Origin of the sequence: Nonomuraea cavernae (assembly GCF_040655715.1) — a bacterium.
Classification (GTDB): domain Bacteria; phylum Actinomycetota; class Actinomycetes; order Streptosporangiales; family Streptosporangiaceae; genus Nonomuraea; species Nonomuraea cavernae_A.
On record NZ_JBFAKL010000021.1, the window covers coordinates 36,904 to 60,606 of the forward strand.

Genomic DNA, 23,703 nt, shown 5'->3' on the forward strand with positions numbered 1-23,703 from the left:
AGCCTATCTGTCCGGATCAGCGGTCAGGTCCGTGAAGTCGTACGTCAGGCCGCCCGGGTCCAGCTCGACCGTCATGACCGACAGGGACGCGAAGACCCGGCCGTCGGGTAGTTCGTGCCGGACGAGGAGCGCGCCGGGATCGCCGGAGGGGGCGCCGGTGATCAGCTCGCGCCAGTCGGAGCTGCTCTCGAACCTGGGCAGGAACGCCGCCACCCGCTCGTTGGAGGGGTCGATCCCGGTGTTGACCACCATGCTGGTGCCCTGCGCCAGGTCGGCCACGCTGAGCTGGACGCCGTCCCAGCTGAACACCCGGGCCCCGGACGGCTCGGCGAGCACCAGGTGGAAGGGGTCGTAGCGGGCGAGCTCCACGCGCGGCATGCCGCCGGTCGTGACGGCGCGGAGCGCCAGGTCGCCTCGGGAGATCTTGGTCGTCTCGGGAGCGGCCTGGCCACGCCCGTTGAGCAGGGCGGCGGCGCGGCGGGCCACTGGGTGGACGGCCAGCCAGGTGCCGCCCGCCTTGAGGTCGCGGCCGCCGATCACGCCGGGATACTCGGGCCAGTGCTCACCCGGACCCTCCCATGGCCGGTCGGTGAACTCATCACGTACGCCCATCAGGGTCAGCGGTCGCCCGGTCTTCACGATCAGCGTGCACATATGCCAAAGAGTAGTAAACCGGCTTAGATGGGCGGCCAGGGGATGGCAGGCCAGTCCTCGGACGGGTACGGATGCACCCCGGTGTTGATCAACCGCCTGACCCGGTGCCAGGTGGCCTCGACCTCGGCGAGCGACAGCAGCTCGCGCAGCCTGCGGCCCAGCGCGCCCGACTCGATGTCGCGCTCCAGCTTGGCGAGCACGGCCACCGCCTCGCGCGCCAGCGGCTTGCCCCGCCACTGCCAGAGCACCGTGCGGAGCTTGTCCTCGACGGCGAAGCAGACGCCGTGGTCGACCCCGTAGACATGGCCGGTGGGCAGCGGCAGCAGGTGACCGCCCTTGCGGTCGGCGTTGTTGACCACGGCGTCGAACACCGCCATCCGGCGCACCACCGGGTTGCGGCTGCGGATCAGCCGCGTCAGGTCGATCTCGCGCTGGGTGTCGATCCACAGCTGGCACATGCCGGGCCCGAACGGGCCGTCGCGGTAGACCGTCGGTGGCACGATCTGCCAGCCGGTCGCCTGGGACACCTCGAACGCCGCCACCTCGCGGGCGGCCAGGGTGCCGTCGGGGAAGTCCCACAGCGGGCGCTCGCCGCGTACGGGCTTGTAGACGCAGGCGGCCGTGCGCCCGGCCAGCGTGACCGAGCAGTAGAGCGTCATGTTGGTGGCCTCGACCAGCCGGCCGGCCACCTCCAGGCGGCCGTCGCGGAGTAGCGTGAGCGCCCCGTCGGCCTCCATGGCCGACGGGGATGACGGCCGGACGGCGGGCTCGCTCTCCGAGGCGCTCATGAGGCCACCTCACCCCCGCGGTAGCCGTTGAGCCGGACGCACACATGGCCTTCGGCATCGAGCGGCTGCGCGCACAGGGGGCAGGGTGGCCGACCGGCGGCGACGAGGTCGAGGGCCCGCCGGGTGAACGCCCGCGCGGCCCCGGCGCTGATGCGCACCCGGAGCACGGCCGGCTCCTCCGGCTCGACGTCGTCCTCGTCGATGATCTCCTGCGCCTCGATGACCACCTGAGACGTCTCGGGGTCCCAGGCCAGCGCCATGGTGCCGACCCGGAAGTCCTCGGCGAGCGGCACGTCGAGGGGGGCGTCGTCGGACAGGTCCGCGGGCGCGATGGCCGGCACGTGCGCGGTGCCGCCGCTGCGCCGCAGCACCTCGTCGAGCAGCTCGTCGAGCCTGCCCGCCAGTGCGGCGACCTGAAGCTTCTCCAGCGCGACCGTGGTCAGTCTGCCCTCGGCTCTGGCCTGCAGAAAGAACGCCCGTGCGCCCGGTTGCCCCAGGGCACCGGCCACGAACCTCTCTGGTGGGTCGTAGTCGAAGACCGGCATAGCCTGACCTTACGTGGTTCCGGGCCCGCCGCCGACGGCGGCATCGCTCCCGGTGATGTTTTCTCCCCCGTCTTTCTCCCCCGAATCCTCGGGGAGCCGCAATTCCCCCATATCGTTAAGTCGGCAAACAAAGGGACGCAAGGGGCTATAGCGAATCACGGTGAGCGCTCCAGGATCGGCGGTTATCCGCTGAAACTGATCGAGATGGAGCCCGAGAGCATCGGCCACGATCGCCTTGATCACATCACCGTGACTGCAGGCCAGGTAGACACCCCTCTCCCCGACACGCTCGTTCCAGTCACGCACCGCGGCGACCGCCCGCTGCTGCATGGCGGCCAGGGACTCCCCCGCCGGGAACGTCGCCGCGCTGGGGTGCGCCTGCACCACCTGCCACAGCGGCTCCTTGGCCAGCTCGGCCAGCGGCCGTCCGGTCCAGTCGCCGTAGCCGCACTCGACGAACCGCTCGTCGGTCAGCACCTCCATCCCGCGCCCGGCGGCGACGGGCCGCGCGGTCTCCTGGCAGCGTTCGAGCGGGCTGGAGACGACGGCGTCGAGCCGGACCCCCGCGATGCGCCGGGCCAGGGCCTCGGCCTGCGCCCGGCCGGCGTCGTTGAGGTGCACCCCCGGAGTACGGCCGGCCAGGACGGGTCCGGTGAGCGCGGTGAGCCCGTGGCGGGCCAGCAGGAGGGTGGTCACGCACCAAGTGTCGCAGGCGTGGATCACGGCGTTCCAGCGGCCCGAGCGGTAACCTGGCCGGATCATGCAGCAACGCTATGTCGGCCGTAGCGGCCTGTCGGTGTCCCGTCTCGGGCTCGGCACGATGACCTGGGGGCGTGATACCGACGCCGACGAGGCGTCGGCCCAGCTCCGGGCCTTCATGGACGCCGGCGGCACCCTTGTCGACACGGCCGACGTCTACACCGGCGGCGACGCCGAGCGGGTTCTCGGCCGGATGCTGCGCGACTCGTTCCCCCGCTCGGAGCTGGTGATCTCCACCAAGGCGGTGGTGACGCCGGCCGCCCGCAGGCCCCGCGACGCCTCCCGGCGCCACCTGATCGCCGCGGTCGACGACTCCCTCAACCGGCTCGGCCTCGACTACGTCGACCTGTGGCAGCTGCACACCTACGACGACGAGGTGCCCCTGGAGGAGACGCTGGGCGCGCTCGACGCGATCGTCTCCTCCGGCCGCGCCGTCTACGCGGGCGTCTGCGACTACACCGGCTGGCAACTGGCCGCCGCCGGCGTCACCCAGCGGGCGGTCCCCGGCCGGACCCCGATCACCTCCGCCCAGGTCGAATACTCGCTGCTGGCCCGCGAGCCGGAGCGCGAGCTGCTGCCGGCCGCCCAGCACGTGGGCGCGGGCGTGCTGGCCTGGTCGCCGCTGGGCCGGGGCGTGCTGACCGGCAAATACCGCACCGGCATCCCGTCCGACTCGCGGGCCGCGACCCCGCACTTCGCCGAGTTCGTCAGGCCCTACCTCGACGAGCGCAGCCGGCGGGTGGTCGAGTCCGTCATGACGGCCGCCGACGGCCTCGGGGTGTCGCCGATGGCGGTGGCCCTGTCGTGGGTGCGCGACCAGCCGGGCGTGACCTCGGCGATCGTCGGCGCCCGCACCCACGCCCAGCTCGCCGGAGCGCTGCCCGCCGAGGACGTCGTACTGCCCAGAGAGATCCGCGAGGCCCTGGACGACGTCTCCTCGATCGACTGAGGGTGAAACGAGAGTGGCGCTCGCATATCACTAGTCGATACCAAATCGCAACTTTCGCGGGAAACACCTGCCTCTCGACGCCGATGTCCGTAAAGATTTCCCTCGAGGCGTGATGCGGAAGGGGACTGATGGGGAGCAGGACCGCGATCTCGGCCGGCGTCCTGGCGGTGGCGCTGGCGGCGATCCCGCTGACGGCTCCGGCGGCCATGGCCGCCGACTGCCCGGGTGGAGGCGGCCTGCTCGGCGGAGTCACCGACGGCCTGTGCGACGTCGTCGACGTCGTGACCGGCACCGTCGACACACTCACCGGCGACACGCTCAAGCCGGTCACCAAGGGCCTCAACGACACCACCGACCAGGTGCTCGGCACCGTGGGCGAGGTGGCGCCCACCGCGCCGTCGCGCAGGAGCACGCCCGAGCCGTCGCAGCGCAGCACGCTGCTGCCCGAGACGCTGGGCAAGGTCTGCCTGCCGGTGCTGGCCTGTGACGAGCAGGCCGACGGCGACGAGGCCCCCAAGGCGACGCCGAAGGAGTCCGAGCCGGCTCCGGAGTCCACTGACAGCGCCGGCAAGAAGACACGCGAGCGGGAGCAGGACGACGCCGCGGCACCGACGACGGCGCCCACCACGGGGCCCACGCCACCGCAGAGCGAGCCCTACCTGATGGACACCACGTGGCCGCAGCACGAGGATCCGGTCGCCGATGAGCCGACCGTCGACACCGACGACGCGCGCATCGACCTGCTGTGGCCGCATCCGTTCGCACGGGAGCTGTCGGAGCCGCTGCGCCAGCGGGTGGTGCGGCCGAGCAGCCCGGCGTCCGACGTGGCCGGCACCACGCTGACGATCGCGCTCCTGATCTCGGCCATCGCCGCCACCCGCATCGTGCAACAGCGCCGCCAGCGCGGCGACCAGCCCGCCTCGATCCCGTTCGAACCGGTCCGTACGGCCGGCGGCCGGCACCGCCTGGCCTGACCCGGCCTCAGGCGCTGACCCGCGCCGCCAGCACTGGCGCGGACGGGAGCGCACGGCACGGCCGAGCCGCGAGGGTCAGCCGCCGATCGCGTGGACGCCGCCGTCGACGTGGACGATCTCGCCCGTGGTGGCGGGGAACCAGTCGGACATCAGCGCCACGCACGCCTTGGCGGCCGGGACCGTGTCGGTCAGGTCCCAGCCGAGCGGGGCCCTGGACGGCCAGCTCTCCTCGAACTCCTTGAAGCCCGGGATGGACTTGGCCGCCATCGTGCGCAGCGGCCCCGCGGCCACCAGGTTGACCCTGATGCCCTGCTTGCCGAGATCGCGCGCGAGGTAGCGGGACGCCGACTCCAGGCCGGCCTTGGCCACGCCCATCCAGTCGTAGACCGGCCACGCCCTGCTGGCGTCGAAGTCGAGACCGACGACCGCGCCGCCCTCCTTCATCAGCGGCAGGCAGGCGACGGCCAGCGACTTGAACGAGAAGGTGGACACGTGCAGGGCGGTCGCGACGTCCTCCCACGAGGTGTTGAGGAAGTTGCCGCCGAGGGCGGTCTGCGGGGCGAACCCGATCGAGTGGACGACGCCGTCGAGGCCCCCGACGTGCTCGCCGACCCTGGAGGCCAGGGTGTCGAGCTGGTCGGTGTCCTGGACGTCGAGCTCCAGCACCGGCGCCGGCTCGGGCAGCCGCTTGGCGATGCGCTCGACCAGGCTCAGCCGGCCGAACCCGGTGAGCACCACGGTGGCGCCCTCCTCCTGGGCCAGCTTGGCGACCGAGAACGCGATCGACGCGTCGGTCAGCACCCCGGTCACCAGGATCCGCTTGCCTTCGAGAATGCCCACGTCAGTGCCCCATTCCGAGTCCGCCGTCGACGGGGATCACAGCCCCGGTGATGTAGGAGGCGTCGTCGCTCGCCAGAAAGCGGACGACGCGCGCGACCTCGCCGGGCGACGCCTGCCGCCCCAGCGGGATGTTCTTCACGATCGCCTCGGTGTCGAGGTCGGCCGTCATGTCGGTGGCCACGAACCCGGGTGAGACCACGTTGACGGTGATGCCGCGCGAGCCGTACTCGCGGGCCATGGAGCGGGCGAAGCCGATCAGCCCGGCCTTAGAGGCCGCGTAGTTGGTCTGGCCCGCCTGGCCGAGCATCGCGATGACGGAGGAGACCAGGATGACCCGACCGCGCTTGAGCTTCATCATGGGCCTGATGGCCCGCTTGGCGACCCGGTAGGCGCCGGTCAGGTTGGCGTCGACGACGTCGGTGAAGGTCTCTTCCTTCATCATCGCCAGCAAGGTGTCCTTGGTGATGCCGGCGTTGGAGACGAGGACCTCGACCGGGCCCTGCTCCGCCTCGACCTTGTCGAAGGCGGCCTCGACGTCGGCCATGCTGGTCACGTCGCACCGGACGCCGAACAACCCCTCGGGGGGCTCTCCGGATCGGTAGGTGACCGCGACGGCGTCGCCGTTCGCGGCGAGTTCACGGGCGATCGCGAGGCCTATGCCGCGATTGCCCCCGGTGACGAGTACTGAGCGTGCCATGACACATGACGCTATCCCCTACCGGTGAGTATCCGCTTATCCGGGTGGCACAAGATCACAGGGTTAGGATCGTGGACATGCGCCAGATCGATCCCGAATTCCTGGAGCTGCCGCTGCGGCAGCTGGCGGACGCCGCCCTGCAACGAGCTCGCGACCTGGGCGCCGGGCACGCCGACTTCCGGCTGGAACGCGTCAGAGCCGAGACGCTCAGCCTCTACGACACCCGGCTCGAAGGCGCCATGGACGCCGACGACCTGGGCTACGCGGTGCGTGTCGTCAAGAACGGCACCTGGGGATTCGCCGCGGGCATCCAGCTGACCCCGGAGGCCGCCGCGGAGGTGGCCGCTCAGGCGGTGCGGGTGGCGGAGGTGAGCGCCCCCATCAACCGGGAGCCGATCGAGCTGGCGCCCGAGCCGGTGCACGCCGACGTCACATGGGTCTCCTCCTACGACGTCGACCCGTTCTCGGTGCCCTCGGCCGACAAGGTGACGCTGCTGGCCGACTGGTCGGCCGGGCTGCTCAAGGGCGCCGACCACGTCTCGGCGCGGCTGCTCCAGGTCAAGGAGCAGAAGTTCTACGCCGACACGGCCGGCACGGTCACCACCCAGCAGCGGGTGCGGGTGCACCCCACGCTCAACGCGATGAAGGCGGCCGACGGCGGCTTCGACGACATGTCGACGATCGCGCCGCCGGCGGGCCGGGGATACGAGTACCTGACCGGCACGGGCTGGGACTGGCCGGCCGAGCTGGCCCAGCTGCCCGAGCTGCTGGCGGAGAAGCTGGCGGCGCCGTCGGTGGAGGCGGGCGACCACGACCTGGTGATCCACCCGTCCAACCTGTGGCTGACCATCCACGAGTCGATCGGCCACGCCACCGAGCTCGACCGGGCCCTCGGCTACGAGGCCGCCTACGCCGGCACCAGCTTCGCCACCTTCGACCAGCTGGGCGAGCTCGTCTACGGCTCGCCGGTGATGAACGTGACCGGTGACCGCACGGTCGAGCACGGCCTGGCGACGATCGGGTTCGACGACGAGGGCGTGCGGGGGCAGAGCTTCGACATCGTCCGCGACGGCATCCTGACCGGCTACCAGCTCGACCGGCGCATGGCGCTGATGAAGGGGTTCGGCCGCTCCAACGGGTGCGCGTTCGCCGACTCCCCCGGCCACATGCCGATCCAGCGCATGGCCAACGTCTCGCTGGCGGCGGCGCCCGGCGGCCCGTCCACCGAGGAGCTGATCTCGCGCGTCGAGCGGGGCCTCTACATCATCGGCGACAAGAGCTGGTCGATCGACATGCAGCGCTACAACTTCCAGTTCACCGGCCAGCGTGCCTACCGGATCTCGCACGGCCGGCTGGCCGGGCAGGTGCGCGACTTCGCCTACCAGGCGAGCACGACGGACTTCTGGCAGTCCATGGAGGCGGTCGGCGGGCCGCAGACCTATGTCCTCGGCGGCGCCTTCAACTGCGGCAAGGGCCAGCCCGGCCAGATCGCGCCGGTCAGCCACGGCTGCCCCTCGGGACTGTTCCGCGACGTCCGGATCCTCAACACGGTGCAGGAGGGCGGCAAGTGAGCGAGCGCGGATTGACGGGGAGCGCCACGGCGTCCCCGCAGGAGATGGTGGAGCGGGCCCTGGAGCTCTCCACGGCCGACGGGTGCGTCGTGCTCGCCGACGAGGGGTCCACGGCCAACCTGCGGTTCGCGGGCAACACGCTCACCACCAACGGCGTCGCCCGGTCCTCGCAGCTGACGGTGATCTCGATCGTGGGCGAGGGGGCCGGCGTGGTCTCCCGGGCCTCCGTACGACCCGGCCAGCTCGCCGACGTGGTCGCCGCGGCCGATCGGGCCGCCCGCGAGGCACAGCCCGCCGAGGACGCCCGGCCACTGGTCGAGGGGGTGCGGGCGAGCCCCTCGTGGGACGAGCAGGTGACGCCCACCGACATCGGCGTGTTCGAGGGCTTCGCGCCCGCGCTGGGCGACGCGTTCGCCGCCGCCGAGTCGGGCGGGCGCAAGCTCTACGGCTTCGCCGAGCACTCGCGCACCACGACCTTCCTCGGCACGTCCGCCGGGCTGCGGCTGCGTCACGACCAGCCGACCGGGCGGCTGGAGCTCAACGCCAAGTCGGCCGACCTGAAGCGCTCGGCCTGGACGGGCATGGCGACGCGCGACTTCGCCGACGTCGACGTGGCGGCGCTCGACTCGTCGCTGGCGCAGCGGCTCGACTGGGCCAAGAACCGCGTCGACCTGCCGGCCGGCCGTTACGAGACGCTGCTGCCGCCGAGCGCGATGGCCGACCTGATGATCTACATGTTCTGGTCGTCGGGAGCCCGTGACGCACTCGACGGCCGCTCGGTGTTCGCCAGGCCGGGTGGCGGCACCCGGGTGGGCGAGCAGCTGGGCGGCCTGCCGGTGACGCTGTCCGGCGACCCGTCCGCGCCGGGCATCGAGTGCGCGCCGTTCGTGATCGCGCACGCCTCCGGCCGCGAGACCTCCGTGTTCGACAACGGGCTGCCGCTGGCCCCGACCGACTGGGTCAAGGACGGCAGGCTGGAGGCGCTGCTGCAGACCCGCTACTCGGCCGAGCTCAGCGGGCTGCCGGCGACGCCGTCGATCGACAACCTGATCATGCGGGGGCCCGGCGACGGCCGGACGCTGGAGGAGATGATCGCCTCCACCGGGCGCGGCCTGCTGCTGACCTGCCTGTGGTACATCCGCGAGGTCGACCCGCAGACCCTGCTCCTGACCGGCCTCACCCGCGACGGCGTCTACCTGGTCGAGCACGGCGAGGTGGTGGGCGAGGTCAACAACTTCAGGTTCAACGAGAGCCCGGTCGACCTGCTCGGCCGGCTGACCGAGGTCGGCGCGGCCGGGCAGACGCTGCCTCGCGAGTGGAGCGACTACTGGACCCGTACGGTCATGCCGCCCGTGCGGGTGCCCGACTTCAACATGTCGACGGTCAGCCAGGCGAGCTGATCGCCAGCTCGATCACCCGGTCCCACCGCTGGCCGGGGACGAGCCTGGCGGTGCCGGCCTTCAGGTCGTAGACGACCGACCAGCGGGTGTGCGGCTGCGCGACCTGGCGCAGCAGGCCGAGGGCGTCGGCTTCGGTGCCGACGCCCTTGGTCAGCGTGCGGTAGCGGGGGTCGGCCAGGCGGGTGTCGCGGCTCGCGCCGGTCATCGTGATGTTGGTGAGCACCCGGTCGTCGATGACGTTCAGCCGGCCGTCGCCGTACTCGATGACGACCGACCGGCCCGAGCGGTCGCCGATCAGGTAGTGGACCTGCGGGCCGCCGGAGAAGTCGAGGTCGTAGCGGCGCATGAGGGCGACGGCCTCCTCCACGGTGGCGGCCCGGTCGAGGAGGAGCCGCATGATCCGCGCGCTGCCGACGACGGGGCGGCCGGGCGTGCGGGTGGGCAGCGGCACCTCGGGCGTCTGGGCCAGGCCGACCGCCAGGCCCTTCTCGTTCATGCCGTCGAACGGGACCAGCACGGCGTGCGCCAGCCGTCGCCGGTCGCCGGGGTCGTCCAGATCCGGGGCCTGCCGGTCGCCGAGGACGTACGAGATGTCGGAGATCGACAGGGAGGCGTAGCCGCCCGGCGGGCGGGCGTGCACCACCATGGCAGGGTGGGGGTCCCAGTCGAAGTTGCGGCCGAACTCCGAGCCGCGCAGGAATAAGGAGCAGGCGAAGGCGTCGTCGCGGCGGGCCAGTTCCTGCTCGGTGAGCGGCGCCTCGGCGTCGTAGCCGCCGTGGTAGGTCATCTCGTACAGCGGCAGCTCGTCGAGCCGGCGCAGGCTCGACGCCGTACGGGCCGCCTCCGCGGCGCTCTGGCGCAGGATGGGGCGCGGCTCCGGCCCTGACGCCGGCCGCGGCGGCGGGGCCGCCGTGCAGGCGGCGAGCAGGCTCAGGACGAGCGCCGACAGGATTCCCTTGGCACGACCGCGCATGAGCGCAGTGTGGCGCGCCGCGCCGTGCCTGTCACGTGCCGCGCGGAATCACCACGAAACGGAATCACCACGGAACCGAATCGCGACAGGACGGAATCGGGACAGGACGGAATCGCGACAGGACGCTGAGCTCAGGAGTCCTCGAGGCGGAAGCCCACCTTCATGCCCACCTGGAAGTGGGCGACCTCGCCCGCGTCGATGTGCCCGCGAACCTCCGTCACCTCGAACCAGTCGAGGTGCCGCAGCGTCTCGGACGCGCGCCTGATGCCGTTGCGGATGGCCTGGTCAACGCTCTCCCCCGACGTCCCGACTATCTCGGTGACCCGGTACGTTCGATCCGTCATCTCCACATCTCCTTACTAGAAGGCCATGATCGCATGACTCGCCGTGCCCGTCCGGCAGGCGGTTACGGCATGCCCGTCGGAGGTCTAGCGTGAAAGGTATGAAGTGGTGGCACAGGAACAAAGACGTCCACCAGGTCACTGACGCCAGACCCTCGCTGACCGCGGACATCCACCGTCGAGAGATCAGCTACCTCATCAAGATGGGAATCCGCACGCTCTGCCTGATCCTGGCGGTGGTGGTGCCGGTGCCCTGGCCCTATCGGCTGCTGTTCATCGCGGGTGCCGTTTTTTTGCCATACATAGCGGTAATCGGGGCCAATGAGAGGGGCGCGGACGTGCCACCTCCCACCTTTCAGACCCCCGAACCTAACCAAAGCGAGATACCAAGGCACCGACGCGAGATCGGGTCGTGACTAAGTCTTGACGCATCCCATGGGTTGTAGGTGTACGCTTTAGCCAAGCGCTCCGGTCCCCCGTCGGAGTGCTGGTGCCGGCGTTCCGGGCCCCCGTCGGAACGCCGATGAAGCGACGCCGGGTGGTTTGCCCCCGTAACCACCCGGCGTCGCCCTTTTCCTGGGGAAACCTTTGTCTTGGATGATCACTCCGACAGCGGTGACCTTGGTTTGATAGGGCCTCTTTCCCGAAATCGTTTACGCTCCAACGCGTTCAGAATTCCCAGGAAATCTTCAGCTTCGCGCAGAGCTTGACATCGGGAGTTCGTCGGAGTGTCAGTCGTCCGTCAGCGGCTCGGCGGTGGCCTGCCCCCAGGTGCCGGCCAGGGCCGTCAGCCGGGCCATGGCGTCATCCGGAGCGGTGCCGGCGCCCTGGGCGAGCCCCAGCAGATAGGCGGTGAGCGGCGCGGCCGGCCGGGCCACGCCGTGCGCCACCTCCTTGGTGAGGTCGAGGATCGCGTCGCGGTCGACGCGTGCGGGGTCGATGCCCAGCTCCTGGCAGACCAGCGTGGTCCACTCGTGCAGCACGTTCATGTGAGCCTCCTTGAGATCGTCCATTGTGTCGCAGTCGAACGAGGCCCGGCCGGGCAACGGCACCCGGACCGCGACCAACGGCCCGAGCAGGCCGCGCAGCGACCGCCCGGTGTAGCCGTCCAGCGCCGCGCGCAGCGGCGCGACCTCCCACACGCCCAGCAGCCACTGCTCACGCCCGCCGCCGTCGACGGCCACGACGCCGCCCGCCCCGGGTGAGCGAGCCGCCAGCAGGGGCATCAGGTGGGCGGGCGCCAGGAACGGCAAATCAGCGGCCAGCAACAGCACCCAGGGGGCGGTGACCTCGTTCAGCCCGGCCCGCAGCGCGGGCACCGGTCCGCCTCCCGGAGGGTCCTCCCGGGCGAACACCACCCCAGGCAGCCTGCGCTCGGGCCCGACCACGACGACCCGCCGGGCCTCCGGGACGGCCGCCACGACCCGCTCGACCATCGCCCGGCCCCCCACGGCCAGGCCGGGCTTGTCGACCCCGCCCAGCCGGCGAGCCAGGCCGCCCGCCAGGATCACCGCGTCGTAGCCTCCGCTCACGCGCTCACCTCCGCTCACGCGGTCACCGTGGGGCACGCGTGCACCTGCGCTCACGCGGTCACCGTGAGGCACGCGATACCTCCGCTCAACGCAGTCACCGTCAGGCACGCGCTCACCGCCGGGCATGGGTCGCCACCCAGCCGCGAAACGGTCAGCCGCCGATGGCCGACATCGGCCGGGAGGGCTGCAGGAACGAGGGATCGTCGATGCCGTGACCGGCGCGCTTGCGGGAGACGGCGGCTATCCAGCGCTCGGCCAGCTCCTCGTCCGAGGCGCCCGCGCGCAGGGCGGACTTCAGGTCGGACTCCTCGGTGGCGAACAGGCAGTTGCGGATCTGCCCGTCGGCGGTGAGACGCACGCGGTCGCAGGCGCCGCAGAACGGGCGGGTCACCGACCCGATCACGCCCACCCGGTCGGGGCCTCCGTCGACCAGGAACCGCTCGGCGGGGGCGCTGCCGCGCTCCTCCAGGTCGTCAGGGGTGAGCTCGTAGGCGGTGGTCAGCAGGGCGAGGATCTCGTCGGCGGTCACCATGTCCTCGCGGGTCCAGCCGTGCTGGGCGTCGAGCGGCATCTGCTCGATGAAGCGCAGCTCGTAGCCCCGCTCCAGGCACCAGCCGAGCAGGCTCACGGCCTCGTGGTCGTTGATCCCGCGCATCAGCACCGTGTTGACCTTGACGGGACGCAGGCCGGCGTCGTGGGCGGCGGCCAGGCCGTCGATCACGTCGGCGAACCTGTCGCGGTGCGCGAGGCGCTTGAACACGTCGCGGTCGAGCGTGTCGAGGGAGACGTTGACCCGGTCGAGTCCGGCCCCGGCGAGCGCGCCGGCCAGCTTGGCCAGCCCGATGCCGTTGGTGGTCAGCGAGACCTGCGGCCGGGGGGCGAGCGCGGTGGTCCGGGCGACGATGTCGACGAGCTCGCGGCGGAGCAACGGCTCGCCGCCGGTGTAGCGGACCTCGGTGATGCCGAGACGCTCGACGCCGATCGTGACCAGCCGGACGATCTCGGTGGCGGTCAGCAACTGGGCGTTGGGCAGCCACTCCAGCCCTTCGGGGGGCATGCAGTAGGTGCAACGCAGGTTGCACTTGTCCGTGAGGGACACCCGCAGATCAGTCGCCACCCGTCCGAACGAGTCTCGCAACATGGGCGTCACCTCCTCTTCCCGATGGCCAGACGGCCAGACTACGTGCCGTGTCGACCGGACCCCAAAGGTCACGGTCAGCCCGCACGCTGACATCCGCCGAAAGGGGCGTCAAAACCACCCTAGATCACCCTCCGGAGCGGCACGCGGCCTCACCCCCGCCGACGGGTGTGCGGAACGGGTGGACAATAAATGAGTGGGGATTTCGTTCCGACATCGCACAAACTGGATCATGTCCACCTAAGGAGATCCAGATGTTGCCCGACCAGCCCGCACCCAACCTGCTGTCGTGGGCCAGCGAGATCGACGAAGGCGCGATCATGCAGGCCGCGCGCACCGCCCGCCTGCCGTTCGTGTCCGGTCACGTCGCCCTCATGCCCGACGCGCACGTCGGCATCGGGGCCACCGTCGGCTCGGTGATCCCCACCGAGGGAGCGATCATCCCCGCCGCCGTGGGGGTCGACATCGGCTGCGGCATGGTCGCCACCGAGACCACTTTGACGGCCGCCGACCTGCCCGACGACCTCGGCGCGCTGATGCCGCTGGTCGAGCGGCGCATCCCGGCCGGCGTCGGCAAGGGCCACGCCGACCCGGCCCTCGACCGGGCGCTGAGCGACCTCGGCCGGCCGCACACCGGCCTGACGCCCCAGCAGGAGAAGAAGGTGTCGACGCAGTTCGGCACCCTCGGGTCGGGCAACCACTTCGTCGAGGTCTGCCTGGACGAGCGCGACCGGGTGTGGACGGTGCTGCACTCGGGCTCGCGCGGCATCGGCAACCAGCTGGCCGTCAAGCACATCGCCGACGCCAAGAAGCTGATGCGCCGCCAGGCGATCGGCCTGGAGGATCCCGACCTGGCCTATCTGGTGCAGAGCACGCCGGAGTTCACCGCGTACATCGAGGACATGCTGTGGGCGCAGCGCTACGCGATGGCCTCGCGCGCGCGGATGGACAGGGTGCTCAGCAACGCGCTGTTCCGCGTCGTCGGGCAGGGCGCCCGGGTCCGCACGATCAACTGCCACCACAATTTTACGCAGCGGGAGGTCCACGGCGGCAAGGAGCTGTGGATCACCCGCAAGGGGGCCATCAAGGCCGACGTCGGTGACGAGGGGGTCATCCCGGGCTCGATGGGCACCCGTTCCTACATCGTGCGCGGGCGCGGCAACGCCGACTCCTACAACTCCTGCTCCCACGGGGCGGGGCGGCGGATGTCGCGCAGCAAGGCCAAGCGGGAGCTGTCGGCGGCCTCGCTCACCGAGGCCATGGGGGGCCGCACGTGGAACTCCAGCCGGGCGGCGGCGCTGGTGGACGAGCACCCTGACGCCTACAAGCCGATCGACCAGGTGATGGCCGACCAGCGGGATCTGGTCGAGGTGCGGCACACGCTGAGCCAGGTGTTCAACTACAAGGGCTGACGTGGCTCCTGTGCGGTGGCTCAGTCTTCACCTCTGGGCCACCGCGGCGATCTACCGTACGCGCATGAGAATGCGTAGATTACTCGCGGGCGCGCTGGCGGTGCTGACCGGAGGTACGGTCGCCGTTGTGCTGATCCAGTCCTCCACTCCCGCCGCCGCCGAGCGCCGCGGTCAGGCCCCCCTCGTGATCGGGCACCGCGGCGCGAGCGCGCACCGCCCCGAGCACACGCTGTTGTCGTACGAGGCCGCCATCGCGATGGGCGCCGACTACATCGAGCCCGACCTGGTCTCGACCAAGGATCACGTGCTGGTGGCCCGGCACGAGAACGAGATCTCCGGCACCACCGACGTGGCCGCGCGGGCGGAGTTCGCCGACCGGCGCGCCACCAAGACGATCGACGGCCGGCCCGTCAGCGGCTGGTTCACCGAGGACTTCACGCTGGCCGAGCTCAAGACGCTGCGCGCCCGCGAGCGGGTGCCGGAGCTGCGGCCGGACAACACGGCCTTCGACGGGCTGGCCGAGATCCCCACGTTCGAGGAGGTCGTACGCCTCGCGCAGCGCCACGGCGTGGGCGTCTACCCCGAGACCAAGCACCCGTCCTACTTCGACTCGATCGGCCTGTCGCTGGAGGAGCCGCTGCTCGACGTGCTCGGCGCCACCCGGATGCGCGAGGTGTTCATCCAGTCGTTCGAGACGGCCAACCTGCGCGAGCTGCGCGGCAGGACGAAGCTGCCGCTGATCCAGCTGATCACCTGGGGCGGGGCGCCGTACGACTGGACGGCGGCGGGCGACCCGCGCACCTACGACGACATGGTCACGCCCGCGGGCCTGCGCGAGGTGGCCCGCTACGCCGACGGGATCGGGGTGGACACGCGGCGCGTGGTGCCGGTGGGCGCCGACGGGCGACTGGGGCAGCCGACCTCGCTGGTGGCCGACGCGCACCGGCGGCGGCTGGACGTGCATGTGTGGACCGTGCGCAACGAGAACTCCCAACTGCCGGCCGACCATCGGCTGGGCGATCCGGCGAGCCCGGTCTACCCGCGGGCCACGGGCGACGTGGCGGGTTGGCTCGGCAGGCTCCTCGACCTGGGCGTCGACGGCGCGTTCTGCGACGACCCGGCGATGGGCCGGGCGGTGGTCGCCCGCCGGGCGGGCTGAGCGGGCCGGAGACGGAGCGGGCCGGAGACGGAGCGGGCCGAGGGGCTCGCACCGGGCGGGCTGGGCTGGCCGGCTACCCGGCGCGGGGGGCCGCGCCGGTGCTCTCCCTGACCACGAGGTCGGGCTCGACCAGCCGCCGGGACTCGCCCGGCTCGCCCGCCATCTGGTCGAGGAGCAGGTGGAAGGCGTGCCTGCCGACCTCGCGGAAGTCCTGGCGGACGGTGGTCAGCGGCGGGCAGTAGTAGGCCGACTCGGGCATGTCGTCGAAGCCGACCACGCTCACGTCCTCGGGGACCCGCCGGCCCGCCTCGCGCAGCGCGCGGAGCACGCCCAGCGCCATCTGGTCGTTGCCGGCGAAGATGGCGGTGACCGAGGGGTCCTCGGCCAGGCGCCGGCCGAGCTCGTAGCCGGAGCGGGGGCTCCAGTCGCCCCGCAGCGGGTCGGGCACCGGGCGGCCCGCGGCCTCCAGCACGCCGCGCCAGCCCTCGATCCGGCCGCTCGCGTCGATCCAGTCGACCGGGCCGCCCAGGTGCCAGACCGTCTCGTGGCCGAGGCTGAGCAGGTGGCGGGTGGCCCGCGCGGCACCGGCCCGCTGGTCGACCATGGCGACGGGGACGGGGCTGTCGTAGCCCGCGTCGACCGCGACCACGGGCAGGCCGGGCGGCAGGTGCAGCAGGCCGTCGGCCGCCGACTCGTGCGGGGCCACGATGACCACCCCGTCGACCGACTGCGAGCCGAGGCGGTGCACGGCCTCCTGGATCGAGCTGCGGTGCAGCGTGCTCAGGCTGGCGATGCTCACGCTGTAGCCGCTGAGCCTGGCCGCCTGCTCGATGCGGTAGAGGGTGGTGGCGGGGCCGTACAGGGTGGTGTCGATGCTCACCACGCCGAGCACGCCGGACCGGCCGGTGACGAGCCGGCGGGCGGCCGAGTTGGGCCAGTAGTCGAGCTCGCGCACCGCGGCGAGGACGCGCTCGCGCGTCTCGGCGCGCACCCGGTCGGGCGCGTTGAGCACCCGTGACACGGTCATCGCGGAGACTCCGGCCAGCGCGGCCACGTCTCCCAGCACCGCGGGCCTGCTGCGCGGCCCCCGCCCCTCAGACCTCGCGGCCATCCGGCCCCACCCCCTCGTTCGCGATAACGCTAACAGGCAGTACCGGCGGGGTGCGTCACCTGGGAGACCTCCGGCGACGGTGTGCGGGTTTGCCCTATACTTCCGGTCGTCCAGGTGCCCCGAGGATGAGGATCTTTGACGGTCTCGGTGCCGGCCGCCCGAGAGGCGGCCCCGACGTTACGCTTCCCGGCGGGTTCGCTGGTGATCCTCACCGGCCTGCCCGGCGCCGGCAAGACCACCCTGCTACGCCGCCTGTACACGCTCGACGGCAGCGAGAGCCGGCCTGTGGCGGCCGGTCCGGTCACGGTGATCGACTCGTACCAGTCGCGGCTGTGGTGGGCCGGGCGGCTGGGATGGGCGCCCAAACCGGCGCGCACCGGCATCGTGTTCGCCACCCACCTGTGGCGCGTTCACCGGGCCCTCACGACCGGCCGCGCGGTGATCGCGCACAACCGCGGCTGCGGCCCCTGGGTGCTGCGGATCTTCGCCTGGCTGGCCCGCCGCTCCGGGGCCGACTTCCACCTGCTGCTCCTGGACGCCTCGCCGGAGGCCGCGCGGGCCGGTCAGCTGGCCAGGAACCGGGTCGTCGGTGAGCGCACCTTCGCCTGGCACCGGCGTCACTGGAGCGCGCTGCTCGCGCGGGCCCGCGCCGGGGTGGTGGAGCCGGCCGTGGGCGCGATCGTGCTGGACCGCGCGAGCGCCGACCTCCTGGAGGGCATCCGTTTCGACGGACCACCCGCCGGGGTCTGACGATGAGCGGGCTCGGCTGGCTCAGCGTGGCCGTGTTCCTGGCCTCGTACGCGCTGATCGCCACCGAGAAGGTGCATCGGGTGGCGGCGGCGCTCGGCGGGGCCGGGATCATGCTGCTGGTCCACGCCAGCGACGCGGGGGCGGCGTTCTTCTCCGCGCACACCGGCATCGACTGGAACGTCATCTTCCTGCTGCTCGGCATGATGGTCATCGTCGGCGTGCTGAAGCAGACCGGTGTCTTCGAGTTCCTCGCGATCTGGGCCGCCAAGCGCGCCCGCGGCCGGCCGTACCGGCTGATGGTGCTGCTCGTGGTCATCACCGCGTCGGCCTCGGCGCTGCTCGACAACGTGACCACGGTGCTGCTGATCGCGCCGGTGACGTTCCTGGTCTGCGACCGGCTGGCACTGCCGGTGGCGCCCTTCCTCATCGCCGAGGCGATGGCCTCCAACATCGGCGGCACCGCCACCCTGATCGGCGACCCGCCCAACATCATCATCGCCGGCCGCGGCGGGCTGACCTTCAACGACTTCCTCGTGCACATGGCGCCGATGGTCGTCGTGCTCATGGTGGTGTTCGCCGGGCTGTGCCGGGTGCTGTTCCGTAAGGCGTTCCGCCACGACCCCGGACGGGCGGCGGCCATCATGACGCTGGACGAGCGGGAGGCGATCGCCGACCACCGGCTGCTGTGGCAGAGCCTGGCCGTGCTGACGGTGGTGATGGCGGCGTTCGTGCTGCACCCGGTGCTGCACTACGAGCCGTCGGTGGTCGCGCTGCTCGGCGCGGGCATCCTGGTCGCGGCCACCAAGGTGACCACCGAGGACGCCATCGGCGAGGTCGAGTGGCCGACCCTGGTCTTCTTCGCCGGGCTGTTCGTCATGGTCGGCTCGCTGGTCGAGACCGGCGTCATCGAGCAGGTCGCGCGGGCCGCGGTGACCGCCACCGACGGGCGGCCCGAGCTGACCGCGATGGGCCTGCTCGGCGTCTCGGCCGTGCTGTCGGCCATCGTGGACAACATCCCCTACGTGGCCACGATGAGCCCGATCGTGGAGCAGCTCGTCGAGGCGGGCGGCGGCGAGCAGGCACAGGTGCTGTGGTGGGCTCTGGCCTTCGGCGCCGATTTGGGCGGCAACGCCACGGCGGTGGGCGCCGCCGCCAACGTGGTCGTGATCGGCATCGCCGCCCGCAACCGCGTCCCGATCAGCTTCTGGCAGTTCACCAGGTATGGGCTGGTCGTCACCGCGGTCACGGTCGGCCTGGTGGCGCCCTACCTGTGGCTGCGTTACCTGGCGTGATCTGTGGTGGCCGTCGTCATCCGTGGTGGTTTCGCCGTGATCTGTCCCGCCGTGATGTCGTAGTCCGTTGTAGGCCGTCGCGATTTGTCGTGATGTGTCGTGATGGGCGGGGATGCATGATGATCGGCGGGGCAGTAATGCCGCGATGCCCTCCGCTGATCTCGTCTACGTCATCGCGGGCGCCGGTGCGCTGCTCGCCGCCGCGCTGCCCGGCGTCCTCGTCCGCCGTCCGTTCTCGCTGCCGCTGGCCTGCCTGCTCGGCGGCGTACTGGTGTTCCTGCTGCCGACCGGCCTGCCCGATCCCGACCCGGTGACCTACCGGGCCGCGCTGGAGCACATCACGGAGATCTGCGTGGTCGTCTCCCTGATGGGCGCGGGCCTGGCGCTCAATCGCAGGGTGAGCCTGCGCGGCTGGTCGTCGACCTGGCGGTTACTCGGCTGGACGATGCCGCTGACCGTGGCCGGCGTCGCGGGCGTCGCCACCGGGCTGCTGGGCTGGCCGCTCGCCGCGGCACTGCTGCTCGGCGCGGTGCTGGCGCCGACCGATCCGGTGCTCGCCTCCGACGTGCAGGTGGGTGAGCCCGTCGACGCCGAGAACGCCGACGACGAGGTCCGCTTCGCGCTGACCTCCGAGGCGGGTCTCAACGACGGCGCCGCCTTCCCCTTCGTGTACGCCGCCATCGCCCTGGCGAGCGTGGGCGGAGCGGGCTGGCTCGGTGAGTGGGCGCTGGTCGACGTGCTCTACCGGACCGCGGCCGGGGTGCTCGCCGGGCTGCTGATCGGCCGCCTGCTGGGCCGGTTGTTCTTCCACGCCCCGGTGCGCAACCTGCGCCTGGCCGAGCACCGCGACGGCTTCGTCGCGTTGGCCGCCACCTTCCTGGCCTACGGCCTGACCGAGATGGTGCACGGGTACGGCTTCGTCGCGGTCTTCGTCACCGCGTGCGCCATCCGGAGCCTGGAGCGCGGCCACGGCTACAACAACGTGCTGCACGGCTTCGTCGAGCAGATCGAACGGCTGTTCACCGCCTGGCTGCTGCTCCTGCTCGGCGGCTTCGTGGCCGCGGGCGGGCTCGCCGCGCTCACCTGGCAGGGGGCCGTGGCCGGAGCACTGCTCCTGCTGGTGATCCGTCCCCTGGCCGCCTGGCCAGCGCAGTGGCGGGGCCCGGCCTCACCGATGGAACGGGTCGCGACCTCGTTCTTCGGCATCCGGGGCATCGGCTCGCTCTACTACCTGGCGTACGCGCTCGGTCACGCCGACTTCGGCGTCCCGGCGGAGGAGCTGTGGGCGGTCGTGGCCTTCACCGTGATCGCCTCCATCGTGCTGCACGGCGTCACCGCGACCCCGGTGATGGCCCGCCTCGACCGGCTCAGGGACCGGCGGGACGTCCAGCGGCACGGCTGAGGCGGCCCGTGGTGGCGGCCCGTGGTGGCGGCCCGTGGTGGCGGCCCGTGGTGGCGGCTACCGTGGTGGTCGCCTGCCGCCGGGCTCGACCAGGCCCGTCTCGAAGGCGTGCACCGCCGCCTGGGTGCGGTCGCGCAGGCCGAGCTTGGCCAGGATGTTGCTCACATGCGACTTCACCGTCTGCTCCGCGATCACCAGGTGGCCGGCGATCTCGCCGTTGGACATGCCGTGCGCGATCAGCACGAGGATCTCGTTCTCCCGTTCGGTGAGCTCGCCGAGCCGGATCCCTCGAGTCCGCGGCGGGGCCTGGCGGGCGAAGGCCGCGATGAGGCGGCGGGTGACGGACGGTGCCAGCAGGGCGTCTCCCCCGGCCACGACGCGGACGGCGTCGCCCAGTTCGCGCGCGGAGGCGCTCTTCAGCAGGAATCCGCTGGCTCCGGCGCGCAGCGCCGTGTAGACGTACTCGTCCTGGTCGAACGTGGTGAGCACCAGCACCCTCGTGGCGGGGACCACCAGCGGGATGGCGTCCAGCCCGCCCAGCACCGGCATGCGCACGTCCATCAGCACGACGTCGGGGCTCAGCTCGGAGACCCTGTCGACGGCCTCGCGCCCGTTCGCGGCCTCACCCACCACCTCGATGTCGGGCTGGGCGTTGAGCAGGACGGACAGCCCCTCGCGGACCATCGCCTGGTCGTCCGCGATCACCACCCGGATCACCTGGCCGCGCCTTCCCCGAGGGGCAGCCTGGCCGTCACGGTGTAACCGCCGTCCGGCCCGGGACCCGCCCCGAGTTCGCCGCCGAGCATCGCGGCCCGCTCGCGCATGCCGAGCACGCCGTGACCCGACCCCGCGCGCTCTGGCACGGACACCGCGGCGGGGCCGTTCGCCACCCGCAGTTCGAGGCAGCGCGCCGCGTGACGGATCTCCACGCGGGCGGCCGCGCCGGGCGCGTGCCGCAGCACGTTGCTCAGCGCCTCCTGCACGATCCGGTACGCCGACAGCTGCACGCCCGGCGGGACCGGCCCGCCCGTGTCCGTCACCAGGGTCACCTCCAGACCGGCCTCCCGCACCCCGGCCACCAGCCCTTCGAGGTCGTCCAGCGTGGGCTGCGGCGCGGGGTCGGCGCCGCCCGTGTCGTTCCTGAGCAGGCCGAGGATCCGGTGCAGCTCGGTGAGCGCCTCCAATGCGCCGGCCCGGATGACGGCGAAGCTCCGCGCCAGTGCCTCGGGCGGGTGCTCCACGCGGTAGGGGGCGGCCTCGGCCTGAATCGCGATCACCGACATGTGGTGGGCTACAACGTCGTGCAACTCGCGGGCGATCCTGGCCCGCTCCTCCAGCAGCGCCCGCCGGGCCTGCTCCTCACCGCTCACCCGCTCGGCCCGGGCCATCCTGCTCAGGGCGTCGGCGCGGCCACGGAGCGCGCCGGCCGCGATGAGCACGGCGGCGCTGAGCACCGTCATGTCCGCCACGGCGCCAGGCTCGATCGAGCCGTGCGCGGCCAGCCGGACGGCGACCCCCGACAGCAGCGTGATCAGCCACATCTCCGCCGACACGCGGACCCGTACCCGGAGGGCCACCAGTGCGAGTACGCTCAGGTGCACGAGCATGGACGGCGTCGGCCACACCGGCTCGCCGGGCGGCAGTCCGGCCGTGACGGCGACCAGCGTGGCCGTCACGAGCGAGAGCCACCAGGAGGCCATCGGCCAGTAGAGGGCGAGCGGCAGCGCGGCCGCCTGGGCGACGGCCAGCGTGCCCGCCACCTCGTTGCGCAGCCCGAAGTCCTCGATCAGGGTGTGCCAGGCGACGCCCGCGACGAGCAGCGCGTAACCGGCCACCGCCGCGTGCGCCGCCCAGGCCAGGAAGGGGAACGCCCGTAGTGACGGCGGGAGCGGCGGCGTCCCGGCGCCCGGTGACAGGTCCTGCCGCAGGCCGCGCAGAGCGGCACGGCCCCCCCGATCGCCCTCACGCACGCCGGCACCTCTCCGTCGGATCCCGTAGATCGCCCTGGCTTCCACTGTGCCCGAGAAACGCCCGAGATGGGGGTACGGGCGCCGCGCCGCGAAGGTCCGCGCGGGCCTGGTAGACCGCCACGGTGAAGGGCCGGTGCCCCCCGTCGTGCACGAACCGGGCTATCCGCGACACCGCCGGGTCGGAGTCGACGAACCGGTGTAACCGCTCCGCCTCCGGCCACGGATGCACCATGACGAGGACGCCGGCCGGGGCGAGCAGGCCGGTGAGCCGTGCCGAGACGTGCCGGAGCCGGGCGCGGCGGCCAACGTAGTAGAGGGTCTCCGCACAGAAGACCAGGTCGAACCGGCGAGCGAGGGCGAAGGTCGCGATGTCGGCCTGGACGAGGCGGGTCCGGGCCGGCGCGTCCGCGGTGCGTTCGCGGGCGCGGAGCAGCGCCCGGTGCGAGATGTCGATGCCCGTGATCTCCGCCTGAGGATGCTCCTGGGCCAGCAGCCGGGTGAACACGCCCTCGCTGCAGCCCACCTCCAGGATCCGGCGGTAGGGCCGGGCGGGCACCTGGCCGAGCGTGGTCGCGTACTTGTGCTGTTCGTAGGGGGCGGTGCCGAGCCGCCACGGGTCTGGTGTGCGGTGCCACCAGTTGAAGTAGCGGCGCAGCGCCTCTGCCTGCCTGCGAGTGGACAGCAGGGAGACGGCTCTGAAGAGTGCCCGGTGCGTCAGCTCGGGGAGGCGCGTCACGACGATCCTTTCGGTCGAGATCGATCTCGGCCGAAGCTAGGGCGCGCGGGCCCGGACATCATCACCCGGCGGAGCCATGACGTTCTCTGGCTCTCAGGTAGAGGGGGGTGAGAAGGGCGGGCCGGGGCTCGGCTCGCCCCGCCGCAGCCGTGGAAGGGCGTTTCGGCGGCTCCTCCGGTGGCGAGCCGGACAGCACGCCGGGGTCGACGGATACGCCGGTCAGTCAGACGCCTGCTAGAAGGGGTAGGGCGGGGGGTCGGCGCGCATGGTGACCCATCGGGTCTCGGTGAACGCCTCGACGTTGGCCGCCGGGCCGCCGAACCGCGAGCCGGTGCCGGACGCCCCGATGCCGCCGAACGGGCTGTTGGCCTCGTCGCTGACGGTCTGGTCGTTGATGTGCACGATGCCGGTCGGGATGCGGTCGGCGACGGCCAGGCCCTTCATCACGTCGCGGGTGACGATGCCGAGCGAGAGCCCGTACTCACCGGCGGTGGCCAGCGCCACGGCCTCCTCCACGGTGGAGAAGCGCGCGACGGGGGCGACCGGCCCGAAGACCTCCTGGGAGAAGGCGAGCACCGACGGGGTCACCTCGGTCAGCACCGTCGCGGCGTAGCAGAGCCCGTCGAAGTCGCCGTAGACGCTCTCGTGCACCAGGTGCCGCCCGGTCGTCATGCAGATCTGGCCCTGACGAGCCGCGCCCCTTCGCCTTC

General features: G+C 72.0%; 24 protein-coding genes and 1 pseudogene. 10 read left to right on the forward strand and 15 right to left on the reverse strand.

Going from position 1 to position 23,703, the window contains the following annotated elements; all coding sequences use genetic code 11:
- Positions 1-3: 3 nt before the first annotated feature.
- From AB0I38_RS27435 to AB0I38_RS27450, 4 genes are read right to left on the reverse strand one after another with little or no spacing between them, the layout of a single operon-like run.
- Entirely contained in the window at positions 4-654 is a 651-nt protein-coding gene (locus tag AB0I38_RS27435) for an NRDE family protein (RefSeq protein WP_358478130.1), read from the reverse strand.
- A 23-nt stretch (positions 655-677) separates the two neighbouring features.
- Positions 678-1,442, reverse strand: a complete 765-nt coding sequence (locus tag AB0I38_RS27440) for an SCO1664 family protein (protein WP_358478166.1) — start codon at positions 1,440-1,442, stop codon at positions 678-680.
- On the reverse strand, positions 1,439-1,987 hold the full coding sequence (locus AB0I38_RS27445; RefSeq protein ID WP_358478173.1) for a DUF3090 domain-containing protein: 549 nt from the start codon (positions 1,985-1,987) through the stop codon (positions 1,439-1,441). Before AB0I38_RS27445 ends, AB0I38_RS27440 begins: the two co-directional genes overlap by 4 nt.
- A gap of 9 nt (positions 1,988-1,996) precedes the next feature.
- On the reverse strand, positions 1,997-2,683 hold the full coding sequence (locus AB0I38_RS27450) for an MSMEG_4193 family putative phosphomutase (RefSeq protein WP_358479487.1): 687 nt from the start codon (positions 2,681-2,683) through the stop codon (positions 1,997-1,999).
- A gap of 64 nt (positions 2,684-2,747) precedes the next feature.
- On the opposite strand from AB0I38_RS27450, the gene AB0I38_RS27455 reads away from it, so the two are divergent.
- Together AB0I38_RS27455 and AB0I38_RS27460 are read left to right on the forward strand one after the other, a co-directional pair.
- Positions 2,748-3,695 carry an aldo/keto reductase gene (locus tag AB0I38_RS27455; protein WP_358478180.1) on the forward strand — a complete coding sequence of 316 codons (948 nt, stop codon included), beginning with the start codon at positions 2,748-2,750 and terminating at the stop codon, positions 3,693-3,695.
- A gap of 128 nt (positions 3,696-3,823) precedes the next feature.
- Positions 3,824-4,669: a hypothetical protein gene (locus AB0I38_RS27460; protein ID WP_358478194.1), complete on the forward strand. Its 846-nt coding sequence runs from the start codon at positions 3,824-3,826 to the stop codon at positions 4,667-4,669.
- Positions 4,670-4,744: 75 nt separating this feature from the next.
- Here the strand turns inward: AB0I38_RS27460 and fabI are convergent, their stop codons facing one another.
- Positions 4,745-5,509, reverse strand: coding sequence for an enoyl-ACP reductase FabI (fabI, locus tag AB0I38_RS27465; RefSeq protein ID WP_358478204.1), 765 nt, complete (start codon positions 5,507-5,509; stop codon positions 4,745-4,747).
- Position 5,510: 1 nt separating this feature from the next.
- Entirely contained in the window at positions 5,511-6,206 is a 696-nt protein-coding gene (gene fabG / locus AB0I38_RS27470) for a 3-oxoacyl-ACP reductase FabG (protein WP_358478218.1), read from the reverse strand.
- Positions 6,207-6,283: 77 nt separating this feature from the next.
- Here fabG and AB0I38_RS27475 point away from each other — a divergent pair, with 77 nt between their 5' ends.
- Both AB0I38_RS27475 and AB0I38_RS27480 read left to right on the forward strand, forming a co-directional pair.
- Entirely contained in the window at positions 6,284-7,777 is a 1,494-nt protein-coding gene (locus tag AB0I38_RS27475; protein ID WP_358478228.1) for a TldD/PmbA family protein, read from the forward strand.
- A 44-nt stretch (positions 7,778-7,821) separates the two neighbouring features.
- Positions 7,822-9,177 carry a metallopeptidase TldD-related protein gene (locus tag AB0I38_RS27480; RefSeq protein WP_358479508.1) on the forward strand — a complete coding sequence of 452 codons (1,356 nt, stop codon included), beginning with the start codon at positions 7,822-7,824 and terminating at the stop codon, positions 9,175-9,177.
- Here the strand turns inward: AB0I38_RS27480 and AB0I38_RS27485 are convergent.
- Complete coding sequence (locus tag AB0I38_RS27485; RefSeq protein ID WP_358478245.1) at positions 9,161-10,150, reverse strand: linear amide C-N hydrolase; 990 nt, start codon at positions 10,148-10,150, stop codon at positions 9,161-9,163. The two genes, AB0I38_RS27480 and AB0I38_RS27485, sit on opposite strands and share 17 nt — an antisense overlap.
- Before the next feature lie 131 nt (positions 10,151-10,281).
- The gene (locus AB0I38_RS27490; RefSeq protein ID WP_189126916.1) at positions 10,282-10,494 is read right to left on the reverse strand and encodes a dodecin; all 213 of its coding nucleotides are present in this window, start codon (positions 10,492-10,494) and stop codon (positions 10,282-10,284) included.
- 98 nt (positions 10,495-10,592) lie between these two features.
- Between AB0I38_RS27490 and AB0I38_RS27495 the strand changes: the two genes are divergently transcribed.
- On the forward strand, positions 10,593-10,907 hold the full coding sequence (locus AB0I38_RS27495) for a DUF3099 domain-containing protein (RefSeq protein WP_358478266.1): 315 nt from the start codon (positions 10,593-10,595) through the stop codon (positions 10,905-10,907).
- Positions 10,908-11,222: 315 nt separating this feature from the next.
- Here AB0I38_RS27495 and AB0I38_RS27500 read toward each other — a convergent pair whose 3' ends face one another.
- Together AB0I38_RS27500 and moaA are read right to left on the reverse strand one after the other, a co-directional pair.
- Positions 11,223-12,023 (reverse strand): NTP transferase domain-containing protein, encoded by an 801-nt coding sequence (locus AB0I38_RS27500; RefSeq protein ID WP_358478278.1) that lies wholly within the window; start codon positions 12,021-12,023, stop codon positions 11,223-11,225.
- Positions 12,024-12,174: 151 nt separating this feature from the next.
- Positions 12,175-13,164, reverse strand: a complete 990-nt coding sequence (moaA, locus tag AB0I38_RS27505; protein ID WP_358478298.1) for a GTP 3',8-cyclase MoaA — start codon at positions 13,162-13,164, stop codon at positions 12,175-12,177.
- Between the two features lie 251 nt (positions 13,165-13,415).
- Here moaA and AB0I38_RS27510 point away from each other — a divergent pair, with 251 nt between their 5' ends.
- On the forward strand, positions 13,416-14,573 hold the full coding sequence (locus tag AB0I38_RS27510; protein WP_358478320.1) for an RtcB family protein: 1,158 nt from the start codon (positions 13,416-13,418) through the stop codon (positions 14,571-14,573).
- Positions 14,574-14,637: 64 nt separating this feature from the next.
- Positions 14,638-15,732, forward strand: a complete 1,095-nt coding sequence (locus AB0I38_RS27515; RefSeq protein ID WP_358478333.1) for a glycerophosphodiester phosphodiesterase — start codon at positions 14,638-14,640, stop codon at positions 15,730-15,732.
- A gap of 73 nt (positions 15,733-15,805) precedes the next feature.
- Here the strand turns inward: AB0I38_RS27515 and AB0I38_RS27520 are convergent, their stop codons facing one another.
- Positions 15,806-16,843: a LacI family DNA-binding transcriptional regulator gene (locus AB0I38_RS27520; RefSeq protein ID WP_358478356.1), complete on the reverse strand. Its 1,038-nt coding sequence runs from the start codon at positions 16,841-16,843 to the stop codon at positions 15,806-15,808.
- 135 nt (positions 16,844-16,978) lie between these two features.
- Here AB0I38_RS27520 and AB0I38_RS27525 point away from each other — a divergent pair, with 135 nt between their 5' ends.
- From AB0I38_RS27525 to AB0I38_RS27535, 3 genes are all read left to right on the forward strand, one after another.
- Positions 16,979-17,593 carry an AAA family ATPase gene (locus tag AB0I38_RS27525; protein WP_358478384.1) on the forward strand — a complete coding sequence of 205 codons (615 nt, stop codon included), beginning with the start codon at positions 16,979-16,981 and terminating at the stop codon, positions 17,591-17,593.
- Positions 17,594-17,595: 2 nt separating this feature from the next.
- On the forward strand, positions 17,596-18,885 hold the full coding sequence (locus tag AB0I38_RS27530) for an ArsB/NhaD family transporter (RefSeq protein WP_358478392.1): 1,290 nt from the start codon (positions 17,596-17,598) through the stop codon (positions 18,883-18,885).
- Positions 18,886-19,030: 145 nt separating this feature from the next.
- Complete coding sequence (locus AB0I38_RS27535) at positions 19,031-20,287, forward strand: cation:proton antiporter (RefSeq protein WP_358478410.1); 1,257 nt, start codon at positions 19,031-19,033, stop codon at positions 20,285-20,287.
- Between the two features lie 57 nt (positions 20,288-20,344).
- Here AB0I38_RS27535 and AB0I38_RS27540 read toward each other — a convergent pair whose 3' ends face one another.
- The 4 genes and pseudogenes from AB0I38_RS27540 to AB0I38_RS27555 all read right to left on the reverse strand — a co-directional run.
- Positions 20,345-21,004, reverse strand: a complete 660-nt coding sequence (locus tag AB0I38_RS27540; protein ID WP_358478445.1) for a response regulator transcription factor — start codon at positions 21,002-21,004, stop codon at positions 20,345-20,347.
- The gene (locus tag AB0I38_RS27545) at positions 21,001-22,257 is read right to left on the reverse strand and encodes a sensor histidine kinase (RefSeq protein ID WP_358478466.1); all 1,257 of its coding nucleotides are present in this window, start codon (positions 22,255-22,257) and stop codon (positions 21,001-21,003) included. The genes AB0I38_RS27540 and AB0I38_RS27545 overlap by 4 nt, the downstream gene beginning before the upstream one ends.
- Complete coding sequence (locus tag AB0I38_RS27550) at positions 22,250-22,993, reverse strand: class I SAM-dependent methyltransferase (protein WP_358478496.1); 744 nt, start codon at positions 22,991-22,993, stop codon at positions 22,250-22,252. The genes AB0I38_RS27545 and AB0I38_RS27550 overlap by 8 nt, the downstream gene beginning before the upstream one ends.
- Before the next feature lie 234 nt (positions 22,994-23,227).
- Positions 23,228-23,680: pseudogene (locus AB0I38_RS27555) on the reverse strand (aldehyde dehydrogenase family protein); the annotation flags it as partial.
- Between the last annotated feature and the right edge of the window lie 23 nt (positions 23,681-23,703).

What these genes read in the sequence shown, in the direction of transcription:
- AB0I38_RS27435 (WP_358478130.1), bottom strand. Translation starts at nt 654, where the DNA reads ATGTGCACGCTGATCGTGAAGACCGGGCGACCGCTGACCCTGATGGGC.
- AB0I38_RS27440 (WP_358478166.1), bottom strand. Translation starts at nt 1,442, where the DNA reads ATGAGCGCCTCGGAGAGCGAGCCCGCCGTCCGGCCGTCATCCCCGTCG.
- AB0I38_RS27445 (WP_358478173.1), bottom strand. Translation starts at nt 1,987, where the DNA reads ATGCCGGTCTTCGACTACGACCCACCAGAGAGGTTCGTGGCCGGTGCC.
- AB0I38_RS27455 (WP_358478180.1), top strand. Translation starts at nt 2,748, where the DNA reads ATGCAGCAACGCTATGTCGGCCGTAGCGGCCTGTCGGTGTCCCGTCTC.
- AB0I38_RS27460 (WP_358478194.1), top strand. Translation starts at nt 3,824, where the DNA reads ATGGGGAGCAGGACCGCGATCTCGGCCGGCGTCCTGGCGGTGGCGCTG.
- fabG (WP_358478218.1), bottom strand. Translation starts at nt 6,206, where the DNA reads ATGGCACGCTCAGTACTCGTCACCGGGGGCAATCGCGGCATAGGCCTC.
- AB0I38_RS27475 (WP_358478228.1), top strand. Translation starts at nt 6,284, where the DNA reads ATGCGCCAGATCGATCCCGAATTCCTGGAGCTGCCGCTGCGGCAGCTG.
- AB0I38_RS27480 (WP_358479508.1), top strand. Translation starts at nt 7,822, where the DNA reads ATGGTGGAGCGGGCCCTGGAGCTCTCCACGGCCGACGGGTGCGTCGTG.
- AB0I38_RS27485 (WP_358478245.1), bottom strand. Translation starts at nt 10,150, where the DNA reads ATGCGCGGTCGTGCCAAGGGAATCCTGTCGGCGCTCGTCCTGAGCCTG.
- AB0I38_RS27490 (WP_189126916.1), bottom strand. Translation starts at nt 10,494, where the DNA reads ATGACGGATCGAACGTACCGGGTCACCGAGATAGTCGGGACGTCGGGG.
- AB0I38_RS27495 (WP_358478266.1), top strand. Translation starts at nt 10,593, where the DNA reads ATGAAGTGGTGGCACAGGAACAAAGACGTCCACCAGGTCACTGACGCC.
- moaA (WP_358478298.1), bottom strand. Translation starts at nt 13,164, where the DNA reads ATGTTGCGAGACTCGTTCGGACGGGTGGCGACTGATCTGCGGGTGTCC.
- AB0I38_RS27510 (WP_358478320.1), top strand. Translation starts at nt 13,416, where the DNA reads ATGTTGCCCGACCAGCCCGCACCCAACCTGCTGTCGTGGGCCAGCGAG.
- AB0I38_RS27515 (WP_358478333.1), top strand. Translation starts at nt 14,638, where the DNA reads ATGAGAATGCGTAGATTACTCGCGGGCGCGCTGGCGGTGCTGACCGGA.
- AB0I38_RS27520 (WP_358478356.1), bottom strand. Translation starts at nt 16,843, where the DNA reads ATGGCCGCGAGGTCTGAGGGGCGGGGGCCGCGCAGCAGGCCCGCGGTG.
- AB0I38_RS27530 (WP_358478392.1), top strand. Translation starts at nt 17,596, where the DNA reads ATGAGCGGGCTCGGCTGGCTCAGCGTGGCCGTGTTCCTGGCCTCGTAC.
- AB0I38_RS27535 (WP_358478410.1), top strand. Translation starts at nt 19,031, where the DNA reads ATGCCCTCCGCTGATCTCGTCTACGTCATCGCGGGCGCCGGTGCGCTG.